The organism is Mycobacterium sp. MMS18-G62, assembly GCF_053877835.1.
In genome coordinates this window covers 2,398,929-2,411,984 of sequence record NZ_CM132662.1, presented here as the reverse complement: position 1 = coordinate 2,411,984, position 13,056 = coordinate 2,398,929, and the positions used below count along the sequence as shown (strand labels likewise).

The window sequence follows — 13,056 nt, the reverse complement described above, 5'->3', positions numbered from 1 at the left end:
CCGCGCAGCGGGGACGAGGAGCCGGACAATCAAGCAGCGTTCACCCTGCGCGCAAGCCGTCGAGCACGACCTCTGTGAGCCGCGAGGCAGTGTCCGGCCGATATGCCTGCATCGCCTGGGCCCCGACGACGATCGCCTTCACGTCGGGCACGTCGACGTCACGTCGCACCGTGCCCGCCTTCTGCCCAGCCCGCAGCAGCTTGCCGAGCATCTCCAAGAACGCTTCCTCTGCGTCGGGCACCGCATCCTTGATGTCGATGCCGACCCCGGCGAGCGCATCGACCAGGCCTTGGTCCGTCGCGCCCCACTCCAGCACCATCGATCGCAGGAACGTGAACAGTGCCTCCCCCGGATCGCCGGATGCCAACAGAGCACGCCCGTCGTCGACGATGCGGTTGAGGCGGTCCGCGATGACCGCACGGAACAGATCCTCCTTGGTTGGGAAATGCCGGTATACGGTGCCTGCGCCGACGCCGGCGCGCCTGGCGATCTCATCGATCGGCACGCCGAGTCCCTCGGCGGCGAATGTCTCGTACGCGACCTCGAGCACCCGCGCGCGGTTGCGCGCCGCGTCTGCGCGTAGCGGCCGATCCGGTTGAGCCAAATCACATCACCTCAGGAATTGACGAAGCGGGGCGCGCGTTCCGTATAGTCGTAATCAAGCGGAGCGCCCGCCCCGTTTAAGCGATTGTAGGAGATAATCATGGGCAAGTGGACCACCGCCGACATTCCCGACCAGACGGGTCGCACGGCCGTCATCACCGGTGCCAACACCGGGTTGGGTTACGAGACCGCCGCGGCGCTCGCCGCAAAGGGCGCCCACGTCGTGCTCGCCGTCCGCAATCTGGAGAAGGGGAAGGCCGCGGCCGAGCTCATCAGCAGGCGCACTCCCGGCGCCAGCGTGGCACTGCAAGAGCTCGACCTCACCTCGTTGGAGTCGATCCGCGGCGCGGCCGAGGAGCTGCGCTCCAAGCACGACACGATCGACCTGCTGATCAACAACGCGGGTGTGATGATGACGCCGAAGTCCACCACGAAGGACGGCTTCGAACTGCAGTTCGGCACCAATCACTTGGGCCATTTCGCGCTCACCGGACTGCTGCTCGATCGCGTGCTGGCGGTGCCGGGTTCACGTGTGGTGACGGTCAGCAGCACCGGGCACCGCTTCGCCCGCGGGATCCGCTTCGACGACCTGCAATGGGAAAACGACTACAGCCGGGTCGGCGCCTACGGGCAGGCCAAGCTCGCCAACCTGATGTTCACGTACGAGCTGCAGCGCCGGTTGATCGGCACCAACACCATCGCCGCCGCCGCGCACCCGGGCGGCTCGAACACCGAGTTGATGCGCAATCTGCCCGCCGCGATACGCGGAGTTGGCGCCTTGTTGACACCGCTGTTCCAGGGTCCGGACATGGGCGCACTGCCCACCTTGCGGGCGGCCACCGATCCGGGCGTGCTCGGCGGGCAGTACTTCGGCCCCGACGGATTCGGCGAACAGCGGGGCTACCCGAAGATCGTGAACTCGACCGCCGCATCCCACGACACGGCCGCGCAGCGCCGGCTGTGGGCGGTGTCGGAGGAGCTGACGGGAGTTGTGTATCCCGTCGGGTGACGCCGCGACGGGCGACGCAACTCACGTCACGGCTTGGCCGCTAACGGCTACGAATTCCCCGCCCGCCGAGCGCAGTGTGGTGATCGCGTCGCCCACTCCCGCGGCGGTCCCCGACTCCGGATGGTTCATGTGAGCGATCACGATCGATCCTGGTGCCGCCCCAACAATGTTGGAGCGCACCGACGCCGCTTGCGCCGTCGCACCCTTGTCGGCGTTGACCGCGAAGCCGAGCGGCCGTTCGCCGAGCTCGTGGACGATCTCGACGGCGACGTCGTCGTAGTGGGCAGTGCCGGGACGAAACCAGGTCGGCGGTTTACCGGTCAACGCGGTGATCTTGCTGTGGTTGGTCCACACCTCAGCCACCACCTCATCGGCCGACCGGGTCCCGCCGATCCCGTACGCGGAGCGCCCGGTCACCGATAGCGGGACATGGCGAGTGCCGTGGTTGCCGATTTCGAACAACGGATTCGCAGCGAGTCGTTCCGCGGTGCGGGGGTTTGCGTCAATCCACATCCCGCACAGAAAGAGCACTGCGGGAACGGCATTGCGTGTCAGAGTCGCCAGCAGCGTGTCGTCGCACGCGCCGCGACATGCATCGAACGTCAGCGCAATCTGCTTGCCACCGGCGGCGAACGTCGTGGAGACACCGGGCAGCGACATGCCCCACTGGATGGGCGCACGCCCTCGGTTGAGCGAGGCGACAGCTCCCGGGTCCAAATCGGGCGGGGCCGCGGCCGCGTCCGCTATACCGATGCCGGCAGCCGCCACCGAACCCGCAACGGTAGCCAGGAATGCCCTCCGGCTGATCACCCGCGCAGGCTAGCTCCGTTACCTGAATGGAAGCTGTCGAGAGCGCGGCGAAACAGAGCTGCTGTGGCAAGCTGGAGACGATGTCACTCGTCGTGCCGCCTTATCCCCCACCGCGATACACCAAAGACGAACCAGAGGTCAGTGCACGGCTTCGGCGAGGCACTGATCCGCCGGACTACGACGCGTTCGGCTTGGTGAAATACCACTATCTCGCCAACCAGCAGGCGACCGACGGCGACTACGGCCTGTACCGAGTGGAGATCGCCCCGAAGGGCGGCGGCCCCGGACCGCACTTTCACCGGGCCATGTCCGAGGCGTTCTTTGTGCTGTCCGGCACCGTCAAGCTCTACGACGGCACCGACTGGGTCGACGGCCATCCGAACGACTTCCTGTATGTGCCGCCCGGCGGCATCCATGGCTTCCGCAACGAAGCGGACGAGCCTACCTCGATCTTGATGCTGTTTGCTCCCGGCGCGCCGCGCGAACACTACTTCGAGGGTATGGCGCATCTGTCCGAGATGACCGACGACGAGCGCCGCGAGTGGTTCATCAAGAACGACAACTTCTTCATCGAGTGACACGCGCGCGACACGCGCAACAAGATGCACCCGCGTAATCCCTTGCGCTAGGCTGCAGTCCGATCAGTGAGGAGCTTTGGGTGCGGGCTTATACAGCGCCCGACACCCAGGCTTTGCGAGGCTGGCAGCGTCGGGCATTGGTACGGTATCTTGGCGCCCAGCCGCGGGATTTTCTGACCGTCGCCACCCCCGGTTCAGGCAAGACGGCGTTTGCCCTGCGCGTGGCAGGAGAGCTGCTGTCCGACGGCGTCATCGAGCGGATCACCGTCGTCGTGCCGACCGAACATCTCAAAATTCAGTGGGCCCAGGCCGCAGCGCGCTTTGGTATCGCGCTCGATCCGAAATTCTCCAACTCGTCGGCGCAGACGTCGTCGGAGTATCACGGTGTGGTCGTCACCTACGCGCAAGTGGCGAGCCACCCGATGCGGCACCGGGTGCGCACCGAGAACTACCGCACGCTCGTCGTGTTCGACGAGATTCACCACGGCGGCGACGCGAAGAGTTGGGGCGAGGCCATCCGCGAGGCGTTCGGCGACGCGACGCGCCGGCTTGCGTTGACGGGCACGCCGTTTCGCAGTGACGACAGCCCGATCCCGTTCGTCACCTACGAGCCCGACGGTGAAGGCTTGCTGCGGTCGGTGGCCGACCACGTCTACGGCTACGCCGATGCGCTGGCCGACGGCGTCGTCCGGCCCGTCGTGTTCCTAGCCTACTCGGGCGAGGCGCGCTGGCGTGACAGCGCGGGCGAGGAGCATGCGGCACGTCTGGGCGAGCCCCTGAATGCCGAACAGACCGCGAGGGCGTGGCGCACCGCGTTGAATCCGGCCGGCGAGTGGATGCCCGCGGTCATCGCCGCCGCCGACACACGGTTACAGCAGAAGCGCCAGCATGTGCCCGACGCCGGCGGAATGATCATCGCGTCGGATCAAACCGCCGCTCGCGCATATGCCGAACTGCTCACCAAGATCACGGGTGAGGCGCCGACGGTAGTGCTGTCCGACGATCCCGGATCCTCGGACCGCATCAGCCAGTTCTCGGCGGGCGACAGCCGATGGCTGGTCGCGGTGAGGATGGTGTCGGAGGGTGTCGACGTTCCCCGGCTGGCCGTGGGCGTGTACGCCACGAGCGCGTCGACGCCGTTGTTCTTCGCCCAGGCCATTGGACGGTTTGTGCGATCGCGGCGGCCTGGCGAGACGGCGAGCATCTTCTTGCCGTCGGTGCCGAACCTGCTGATGCTGGCCAGCGAGATGGAGGCCCAGCGCAACCACGTCCTTGGCAAGCCGCACAGGGAGTCCCAGGGCGACGAGGACGAGTACGTGGAGCGGCGTAAATCCGAGCCGAGTGAACTGGACAACGGCTTCGAATCGCTTGGCGCCGATGCCGAATTGGATCAGGTGATCTTCGACGGGTCGTCGTTCGGCACCGCGACGCCCGCGGGCAGCGAGGAGGAAGCCGACTATCTCGGCATCCCGGGCCTGCTCGACGCCTCGCAGATGCGAGACCTGTTGCGGCGCAGGCAAGAAGAGCAGATCGACCGGCGCAGTCGCACGGCCGGCGGGGAGGTGCCGCGGCCGTCGACGCACGGCCAACTGCGGGAGCTGCGCAGGGAGCTCAACGCGCTGGTGACGATCGCCCACCACCGAACAGGCAAGCCGCACGGGTGGATTCACAATGAACTGCGCAGGGTGTGCGGCGGCCCGCCGGTGGCGGCGGCCACGACCGATCAACTGCGGGCCCGCATCGAAGCGGTGCGCACGCTACAGGCGTGAGCCTTCAGCCAGCTCCGCCAGATTCTTTAGCGAGTTGTCGAGATGCGACACGTCGAAGGGCGGGAACCCGATGTGTTCACGGGTCTGCGGTGGCACTTTCGACCAGTGGTAGGTCAGGGTGACCTCGGTCTTCGCGGGCCCGACCGGCTTCAGGTCGTATCGCCAAAACCACCCGCCGAACTCAAGATTGGCGTCGTCGGAACCTTGTCCGGGCTGCCAGGCGATGGCATGTGGCGGGTCGAATGCCTCGACACGGTTCGCCATCTCGTAGTCCTTGTTGGGGTGGTTGTCGTGGTACATCGCCACACGGAAAACCTGGCCGACTTCGGTCAGGCGCTTACCGTCCAGTGATTCCCTGACCCACCCTGTGCCGTCGATCGCCGCATGGGTCGACGGGTCGGCCAGCACGTCGAAGACGGCCTGGGCGGGAGCATTGATCGTCGTCACGACACTCAAGGTTTCTTCAGTCACACCTATAGAGACTGCCGTCGACGGAATAAGTAATCGCGAGAATTCGCGATCGCGTTTACGTTGGCCGCATGCCCGCCGACGCACCGACCATCCTGGCGACCAGTGGAGGCATTCGGGATGGCCGACGGACGCGCTGGGAATTCAGCGCCTTGACCGACTATGCGATCGAACTCTCCGGAGTGACCAGCCGGGCACCGCGGGTCTGCTTTGTGGCGACCGCACTGGGCGACGACGCTGCGGCACTGCACCACCTCTACGAAGCCGCCCAGGTGCGAGGGATTCAGCCGTCGCACCTGGCGCTCTTCCCGATGCCGAACGTCGACGACATCACCGCCCACTTGCTCGGCCAGGATGTGGTGTGGGTATTCGGCGGAAGCGTCGCGGGTTTGTTGGCGATGTGGAAGCTGCACGGCGTCGACGCGGCGATGCATGCCGCATGGCAGGCCGGAGTCGTGCTGACGGGTATCTCCGCCGGATCGATCTGCTGGCATGTCGGTGGTACCACCGACTCGTTCGGGCCCGAATTGCGTGCGGTGACTGACGGACTCGCACTGGTGCCGTTCTCGAACGGCGTGCATTACGACTCCGAGGAACAGCGCCGGCCTTTGTTTCACCGACTGATCGCCGACGACACGCTGCCGTCCGGATACGCCACCGACGACGGCGCCGGCGTCCTGTACGGCGGCACCGAGTTCGCCGAAGCCGTCAGCGAACGTGACGGCGCGGCAGCCTATTTCGTCGAGTCCGATGGCGCCGACGCCGTGGAAGTTCGGTTGGAAACCAGGCGGCTATAGCCCAAGCAACTTCGGCAGATCGGCCACCGAATCGATGACGTGATTAGGCTGCATCGCGAATTCGTCTGCAGCCCAACGGTCCAACGTATCCTGCCGGAACTTGCCCGTGCGCACCAGAACCCCGACCATTCCGACCACCTGCGCGGCCAGCACGTCGTTGTTGAGGTCATCGCCGACCATGTACATCTCGTCCGGGTCGACGCCGAGTCTGCTTGCGGCGGCAAGGAAACCCTCCGGCGCCGGCTTCCCCACGGCTGTCGCCTTGCGCCCCGACGTCTCTTCCATGCCGATCAGATACATGCCCGTGTCGATACGGAGCCCGTCGGTGGTCGTCCACGCGGTACTGCGGTGCATCGCCACCACCGGCACGCCCTGCGCCATCCAGTCGTATACCCACGACAGGGTCAAATGGCTGTACTCCGGCCCCGCCCCGCCAAGCAGTACGACATCGGGAGTCTCGGGCGCCGCCGGCCCGGTGAACTCGCTGGAGTAGACGATGTCGATGCCTGGCATGTCCTCCGCGATCTGACCACTGTTGACCAGAAAACACCGGGCGTCGGGATAACGGTTGCGGACGTACTCCGCCGTCAGCACCGCCGCCGTGATCACCTCGTCGGCTCGCACATCCATGCCCGCCTCATTGAGCAACCCGGCGATCTGAACGCGGGTACGCGTCGTGGTGTTCGTCAGATACGAGCATGCGATCTGGTGATCAGATAGCGTCCGCAATGTTTTTGAGGCACCGGGGATCGGCTTCCATGACGTCACCAAGACGCCATCGATGTCGAACAGCACTCCACCGATAGCCATGGCCCGACAGTAAACGGCAAACGAATCAGCGCAACTCGGGGGGGCTACCCCAGCTGAGCGAAGTACGGACGGTCAGGGTTGCGCTTCTCTACCAGGATGAAGACCACACCCCATGGATCGGCGAACCACGTGGTGCGCACCCCGGCGATATCGGCTGTCCCGTCGACAAGGAAGTGAACTCCCTTGTCTTCCAGAGACTTCCGCGTCTCGTCGAGGTTGTCGCAAATCAGTCCGACATGCGTGAGCCCACTGTCGGCCAGGCCGGCAGCCCGACGGGCGTCGCTCCCGCCGGCGCGCAGGTACTCGATCACCTCGAGGACGCGGTCCCCGTCGTCGCCGAAGCCCACGATCGCGGCCTTCATCGCCGGATCGGCCAACAACTGCCCCATATCGGCGCGGATTGCCTCGCCGTCCATCACATACGGCGGCGAGAGCACGCTGAATCCCAGCACATCGCGGTAGTACGTCACCGCAGCCTCGCAGTCGGGAACGCATACGCCGGTGTGTGCCAGGCCTGTGATCATGCTTCGATTGTGGCGCACGTCCGAGCCCACTCGGTCTCGGCTAGCCATCCAGATGCCGTCGCGGCGATCGACCACGCCGCTTCCGCGGGAACGTCGAGCACCTGATACCGCTTCACACCGGCTGCAGTGGCAGCGATCAGCGTCGCCACCCCGGCCCTGCGCTGCGGCAGAGTCTGGCGCACCGTCCACCCGATGATGCCCGCGGTCGCGATGCAGTCCCTGCGGCGGTCAAGACTTCCGGCGCGGGCCACCAACCACTCCGCGCTGACCCGATGCCCCAGCGCCCGCGACCGATCGACAGCCAGCAGCGCACAACACACCGTCAACAGCACCCACACGGGCCAGACCCAGACAGGCATCCAGGCGTAAAGCGCGCCCAGCACCACCGCCACCACGGCCGGGAATGTCAACGCTCGGGTCCACCGCCTGCGCGTCGCCACCGGCCCGTGAGCGCGCAGCGGGCCTGTCACCTCGTCTGGCCGGGCGATCAGCTCGCTCAGCACGGCTTCCGCCGTCGCACGTGGGCACGGCGGCAGCAGAAGCGACGCCTCCCCCTCGCCGCCGACACCTGTCATCACCGCATCCAGCCGTGCGCCGCCGAAGACTCGGACCAGCAGCGGTTCGCGCAGCGTTCCCCCGCGTAACCGGCGCATGTCGTAGGTGTGCTGGCGTACCCGCAGCAGTCCGTGCTCGAGGTGCAAGACGTCGGCATCGCGACGCAACACCAGATTTCCGTATGTCACCAGCGATCGGGCCACAGACAACAACACCGAGGCGACGAGCACCACCACCGCCGCGACGACCGCGCTCGCCACCACACCGAATCTCTCGGCCGCATCGATCCCTGATCGTGCAGCGCGCGAATCCTGCAGTGCCGCACCGACTCCCGCTTGATACGCCAGCCCGACCGCGCCCAAGATCATCGCCAGCCCGGTGAAGCTCAGCGGACTGTAGCGCAGCCATGACGGCTGCCAGCGGGCCAGCAGCACACCCGACGGAGCGTCGTCCTCCGAAACGGCCAATGAATCGGCCAGCAGAATGGCACGCAGCCGTGGCACCTGTTCGGCCTCCACCGCGTCAAGAGCGAATGCTGCGTCACCCTTGGCCGCCTTGCCGGTGCTGACCCGCAACACGGTCAGCCCGAGCAGCCTGTGCAGCAACCGCGCATCGGTGGACACCGATCGAATCCTGTTGCGCGGCACCGAAAGAACCTTCCGCTGCAACACACCCGCCCGCAGCTGCACCTCGTCGGGCTCGATGCGGTACGCCGTGGTGAACCACCGGGCGATGCCGAATGCGACCGTCAGACCCAGCACGGCAACGGCCCACATCTGATTGCCGGTCGCCGAACCCAGCACCAGCGATCCGACCAGGACCGGTATCTGACGCAATACCTCATGCACGGGGTGGACGAGCAGCATTCGCGGGCTGAGCCGGCTCCAACCGTCCTCGGTCACGTCGCGTCCTCGGAGCCGATCGCGGCGATGTCGGTGAGCTGCGCGACGACCCGGTCGGCGACGTCGGCGTCCAGCGCGACGATCCGCACCGCACCCGCCGACGACGCGGTGGTCACCGTGACGTTGGCCAGACCGAACAGGCGGTCCAACGGTCCGCGGTAGGTGTCGACGGTCTGTACCCGCGAGATCGGCGCGATCCGCCGCTCCTGTACCAGCCAACCCGTCCGCGTATAGACCGCCTGCTCGCCGATGTCCCAGCGGTGCACGGAAAAGCGCCACAGTGGAACGACGACCACGAACGCCACGATGGCCACCGCGGTGACCGCGGCCGCCGACCAGTGCACCCACATCAGTCGCGGGTCGATCGCGAACCACACCACCTGGCCGATCACCAGCAAGCCCCACGGGATCGCGGCCCCAAGCGCCCACACCAGCGGGGCCTTTCGGCTCGGCGGATAGGCCGGATCAACGAGATTCATGTTTCGAGCATGGCGCAAAACACGCTGAGTATGTTGAACCCATGAGTGCCAAATGGACCGCGGCCGACGTGCCGGATCAATCCGACAAGGTCGCCATCGTCACCGGCGCAAATTCCGGCCTGGGATTCGACACCGCGACCGTGCTCGCCGACAAGGGCGCACACGTCGTGCTGGCCGTGCGCAATCTCGACAAGGGCAACGAGGCCGCCAACCGCATCAAGGCGAAGAGCCCCAACGCCGTCGTCTCCTTGCAGGAGCTCGACCTGACGTCGTTGGACAGCGTTCGCAAGGCCGCCGACGAACTACGGGCCGCCTACCCGCGCATCGACTTGCTGATCAACAACGCGGGTGTGATGTACGTGCCGACGCGCGAAACGACCAAAGACGGCTTCGAGATGCAGTTCGGCACCAACCACCTCGGCCACTTCGCGCTGACGGGTCAACTGCTCGACAACCTGCTGCCGGTCGAAGGGTCGCGGGTGGTGACGATCAGCAGCGTGGGCCACAAGATCATGGCCCGGATCCATTTCGAGGACCTGCAGTTGGAGCGCAAGTACAACCGCGTCGAGGCCTACGGTCAGTCCAAGCTGGCCAACCTGTTGTTCACCTACGAGCTGCAGCGTCGGCTCACCGCGAAGGGGACGCCGACCGTCGCGCTCGCCGCCCACCCCGGTTTCTCGGACACCGAGCTCATGCGACATCTGCCCGGTTTCATCCCGGACTTCTTCTGGCGGCCCTTCACCCAGTCCGCCGAGATGGGCGCGCTGCCGACCCTCCGCGCCGCCACCGACCCCAGTGCACAAGGCGGCCAGTACTACGGACCGGACGGGATCGGCGAATCGCGTGGCCATCCGAAAGTCGTTGGCTCCAGCGCACAATCGCACAACGAGGACCTCCAGCGCCGGCTGTGGACGGTATCCGAGGAGCTCACCGGCGTGACGTATCCCGTCTGATGCGATCCGTCGAGGAGCACCGGCGCGTCGTCGCCGGTCTGATCACCCACCGCGCGCCGGTCGCGCAGCAGCTGGCCGACACGCTTGGCTTGGTGCTGGCCGACGATGTCGTCGCGCCGCTGTCGTTGCCGGGGTTCGACAACTCGGCGATGGACGGGTACGCCGTCGTTGCCGACGACATCGCCGGCGCAACACCCGATGAGCCAGTCGTGTTGCCGGTCGCCGAGGACATCCCGGCTGGACGCACCGACCCGCTGACGCTGAAACCCGGTACGGCACACCGGATTATGACCGGCGCGCCGCTGCCTGCCGGCGCCACCGCCGTCATTCCGGTAGAAGCCACCGACGGTGCGACCGACACCGTCTCCATCCGCGCGAGCGCCAAACCCGGGCAGCACATTCGCCGTGCGGGCGAGGACGTCACGGCAGGCACCACGGTGTTGCGCGCCGGGCAGGTTGTCACACCGGCAGCACTCGGCCTCGCTGCTGCCCTCGGACTCGGCGAGCTGACCGTGGTGCCCCGTCAACGTGTGCTGGTGATGTCGACGGGCTCGGAGCTGGTGGCCCCGGGTACGCCACTGCAGCCGGGTCAGATCTATGAGTCGAACGCGGTGATGCTGGCGGCCGCGGTTCGCGACGCCGGTGCACATGTGGTGGCTTCACCGATGGCCGGCGACGACGTCGACGCGTTCCGGGAAGCGCTTGACCGGTACACCGGCGAGGCGGATCTGATCATCACGACCGGGGGTGTCAGCGCGGGCGCGTACGAGGTCGTCAAGGACGCCCTCGGAGCCGGAGGGCCGGCGACATCGGGCGGAAGCGGTGAGGTGGATTTCGTGAAGGTGGCGATGCAGCCCGGCATGCCGCAGGGTGCGGGCTCGGTGGATGGCACGCCGATCATCACCCTTCCCGGCAACCCGGTGAGCGCCCTGGTGTCGTTCGAGGTGTTCATCCGCGGGCCGTTGCGCGCGGCGATGGGACTGCCGAATCCTGAGCGGGCCCGCCGCACGGCCGTGCTGACCGATGACCTCACCTCCCCGCGCGGCAAGAGGCAGTTCCGCCGCGGCGTGCTCGACGTAGCCAACAACACGGTCACCAGTTACGGTCCGCCCGCATCGCACCATCTGCGCTGGCTCGCCTCGGCCAACTGCCTGCTGGAGATCGACGAGGAGGTCGCGGAGTTGACCGCCGGGTCCCCGGTGCAGGTGTGGGACCTGTCTGCTGGCTGAGCGCCCGTAGAATCGCTGCACGATGGCCAGACGCCCCGACCTCCAAACAGGCCCCGCGCGACTCTTGGCGCTGGTCCGCACCACTATTCCGCCGATGCACTCCGCGGGGCTACCCTTCGTCGGGGCAAGCCTCGCGGTCGCGGCGCTTGGCCGGAAGAACCGCTGGCTGCGCGGGGCAGGCCTGGCGTCTGCCGCTGCGAACGCGGCGTTCTTCCGTCATCCGCCGCGGGTGCCACCCACTCGCCCTGGTCTCGTGGTCGCGCCGGCCGACGGACTCATCTGCCTCATCGAAGAAGCGCTGCCGCCTGCCGAACTTGGCTTGCCCGCAACGCCGTTGCCGCGCATCAGCATCTTCTTGTCGATTTTCGACGCACATGTGCAGCGCGCACCCGTCAGCGGCGAAGTGGTCGCCGTCGCGCACCGCCCCGGGCTGTTCGGCTCGGCCGAACTCGAGGCGGCCAGCGAGGACAACGAACGCAACAGCGTGCTGATCCGCACACCCGACGGCGTCGACGTGATCGCCGTGCAGATCGCCGGGCTGGTCGCGCGTCGAATCGTGTGCGACGTCAAGGCCGGCGACAAGGTGTCAATCGGCGACACGTACGGCCTGATCCGCTACGGCTCGCGGCTCGACACCTACCTGCCTGCGGGGTCGAACCTCTTGGTCACCACGGGGCAGCGTGCACTGGCGGGCGAAACCGTATTGGCCGAGTTGCCGTGATCAAACCCCGCGTCAAGCCGTCGGTCGTCAGCCTGCGCATTCTGCCCAGCGCCATGACGGTGGCCGCCATCTGCCTCGGCCTATCCGCGGTGAAGATGGCGCTGGACAACCGCCCGACCGAAGCGATGGCGTTTCTGGCCGTCGCCGCGATACTCGACGCTCTCGACGGACGCATTGCCCGCATTCTGAAGGCGACCTCCCGCATGGGCGAGGAGATCGACTCGCTGGCCGATGCCGTGAACTTCGGTGTCGCACCGGCTTTCATCGTCTACGCAACACTGTTGTCGCATTCGCGCATCGGCTGGATCGTGGTGCTGCTCTACGCGGTGTGCATCGTGTTACGGCTGGCGCGGTTCAACGCGATGCTCGACATGGACAGGCCCGCCTATGAAAAGGAGTACTTCGTCGGGATGCCTGCTCCGGCGGGCGCGATCGGCGCGATCGGACCGCTGGCGGCCAAGATGCAGTTCGGCGACGGGTGGTGGACGTCGGAACCCGCAGTGGTGATTTGGATGATCGGCGTCTCGCTGCTGGTGGTCAGCACCATCCCGATGCGCAAGATTCACACGTTCTCGGTGTCGCCCAACATGGTCGCGCCGCTGCTGGCGCTGCTGGCCATCGGGGTCGCTGCATCGATCCTGTACGGGTACGTGGTCATCCTGCTGATCATCGCCGCCTATGTCATCCACATCCCGTTCGCCATCCGCACAAGGCGATTCCTGGCGGCGCATCCCGAGGTGTGGGGCGACAAACCGCGACAGCAGCGGGCAGCGCGCCGGGCGATCCGCCGTGCCCATCCGCACCGCCGGTCGATGATGCGGCTGGGCCTGCGCAGACCCGGCGGCTGAC

General features: G+C 66.7%; 15 protein-coding genes. 8 read left to right on the top strand and 7 right to left on the bottom strand.

Annotation, left to right across the window (positions count from 1 at the left end; translation table 11 throughout):
- Window positions 1-40 precede the first annotated feature (40 nt).
- A complete protein-coding gene (locus ACWW36_RS12015) occupies window positions 41-604 on the bottom strand; it encodes a TetR/AcrR family transcriptional regulator (protein WP_456141753.1) in 564 nt (187 codons plus the stop codon).
- Between the two features lie 99 nt (window positions 605-703).
- Between ACWW36_RS12015 and ACWW36_RS12010 the strand changes: the two genes are divergently transcribed.
- Window positions 704-1,612 (top strand): SDR family NAD(P)-dependent oxidoreductase, encoded by a 909-nt coding sequence (locus tag ACWW36_RS12010; protein ID WP_456141752.1) that lies wholly within the window; start codon window positions 704-706, stop codon window positions 1,610-1,612.
- 21 nt (window positions 1,613-1,633) lie between these two features.
- On the opposite strand, the gene ACWW36_RS12005 is transcribed toward ACWW36_RS12010, so the two are convergent.
- Window positions 1,634-2,422: a polysaccharide deacetylase family protein gene (locus ACWW36_RS12005; RefSeq protein WP_456141751.1), complete on the bottom strand. Its 789-nt coding sequence runs from the start codon at window positions 2,420-2,422 to the stop codon at window positions 1,634-1,636.
- Between the two features lie 80 nt (window positions 2,423-2,502).
- On the opposite strand from ACWW36_RS12005, the gene ACWW36_RS12000 reads away from it, so the two are divergent.
- A complete protein-coding gene (locus tag ACWW36_RS12000; protein WP_456141750.1) occupies window positions 2,503-3,000 on the top strand; it encodes a cupin domain-containing protein in 498 nt (165 codons plus the stop codon).
- A gap of 80 nt (window positions 3,001-3,080) precedes the next feature.
- Window positions 3,081-4,769, top strand: a complete 1,689-nt coding sequence (locus tag ACWW36_RS11995; RefSeq protein ID WP_456141749.1) for a DEAD/DEAH box helicase — start codon at window positions 3,081-3,083, stop codon at window positions 4,767-4,769.
- On the opposite strand, the gene ACWW36_RS11990 is transcribed toward ACWW36_RS11995, so the two are convergent.
- Complete coding sequence (locus ACWW36_RS11990) at window positions 4,758-5,240, bottom strand: SRPBCC family protein (protein WP_456141748.1); 483 nt, start codon at window positions 5,238-5,240, stop codon at window positions 4,758-4,760. The two genes, ACWW36_RS11995 and ACWW36_RS11990, sit on opposite strands and share 12 nt — an antisense overlap.
- Window positions 5,241-5,308: 68 nt before the next feature.
- Here ACWW36_RS11990 and ACWW36_RS11985 point away from each other — a divergent pair, with 68 nt between their 5' ends.
- Window positions 5,309-6,034 (top strand): Type 1 glutamine amidotransferase-like domain-containing protein, encoded by a 726-nt coding sequence (locus ACWW36_RS11985; RefSeq protein WP_456141747.1) that lies wholly within the window; start codon window positions 5,309-5,311, stop codon window positions 6,032-6,034.
- On the opposite strand, the gene ACWW36_RS11980 is transcribed toward ACWW36_RS11985, so the two are convergent.
- From ACWW36_RS11980 to ACWW36_RS11965, 4 genes are read right to left on the bottom strand one after another with little or no spacing between them, the layout of a single operon-like run.
- Window positions 6,029-6,844 (bottom strand): HAD-IIA family hydrolase, encoded by an 816-nt coding sequence (locus ACWW36_RS11980; protein ID WP_456141746.1) that lies wholly within the window; start codon window positions 6,842-6,844, stop codon window positions 6,029-6,031. The genes ACWW36_RS11985 and ACWW36_RS11980 overlap by 6 nt on opposite strands.
- 44 nt (window positions 6,845-6,888) lie before the next feature.
- On the bottom strand, window positions 6,889-7,368 hold the full coding sequence (locus tag ACWW36_RS11975; protein ID WP_456141745.1) for a VOC family protein: 480 nt from the start codon (window positions 7,366-7,368) through the stop codon (window positions 6,889-6,891).
- On the bottom strand, window positions 7,365-8,789 hold the full coding sequence (locus tag ACWW36_RS11970; RefSeq protein ID WP_456142457.1) for a PH domain-containing protein: 1,425 nt from the start codon (window positions 8,787-8,789) through the stop codon (window positions 7,365-7,367). The genes ACWW36_RS11975 and ACWW36_RS11970 overlap by 4 nt, the downstream gene beginning before the upstream one ends.
- 32 nt (window positions 8,790-8,821) lie before the next feature.
- Window positions 8,822-9,304: a PH domain-containing protein gene (locus tag ACWW36_RS11965; protein ID WP_456141744.1), complete on the bottom strand. Its 483-nt coding sequence runs from the start codon at window positions 9,302-9,304 to the stop codon at window positions 8,822-8,824.
- 41 nt (window positions 9,305-9,345) lie between these two features.
- On the opposite strand from ACWW36_RS11965, the gene ACWW36_RS11960 reads away from it, so the two are divergent.
- The 4 genes from ACWW36_RS11960 to pssA are packed head-to-tail and all read left to right on the top strand — an operon-like array spanning window position 9,346 to window position 13,055.
- Window positions 9,346-10,257, top strand: a complete 912-nt coding sequence (locus ACWW36_RS11960; protein ID WP_456141743.1) for an SDR family NAD(P)-dependent oxidoreductase — start codon at window positions 9,346-9,348, stop codon at window positions 10,255-10,257.
- Window positions 10,257-11,486 carry a molybdopterin molybdotransferase MoeA gene (gene moeA / locus ACWW36_RS11955; protein ID WP_456141742.1) on the top strand — a complete coding sequence of 410 codons (1,230 nt, stop codon included), beginning with the start codon at window positions 10,257-10,259 and terminating at the stop codon, window positions 11,484-11,486. The genes ACWW36_RS11960 and moeA overlap by 1 nt, the downstream gene beginning before the upstream one ends.
- A gap of 22 nt (window positions 11,487-11,508) precedes the next feature.
- Entirely contained in the window at window positions 11,509-12,207 is a 699-nt protein-coding gene (locus tag ACWW36_RS11950) for a phosphatidylserine decarboxylase (RefSeq protein WP_456141741.1), read from the top strand.
- On the top strand, window positions 12,204-13,055 hold the full coding sequence (gene pssA, locus ACWW36_RS11945) for a CDP-diacylglycerol--serine O-phosphatidyltransferase (protein ID WP_456141740.1): 852 nt from the start codon (window positions 12,204-12,206) through the stop codon (window positions 13,053-13,055). Before ACWW36_RS11950 ends, pssA begins: the two co-directional genes overlap by 4 nt.
- The last annotated feature ends 1 nt before the right edge of the window (window position 13,056 follow it).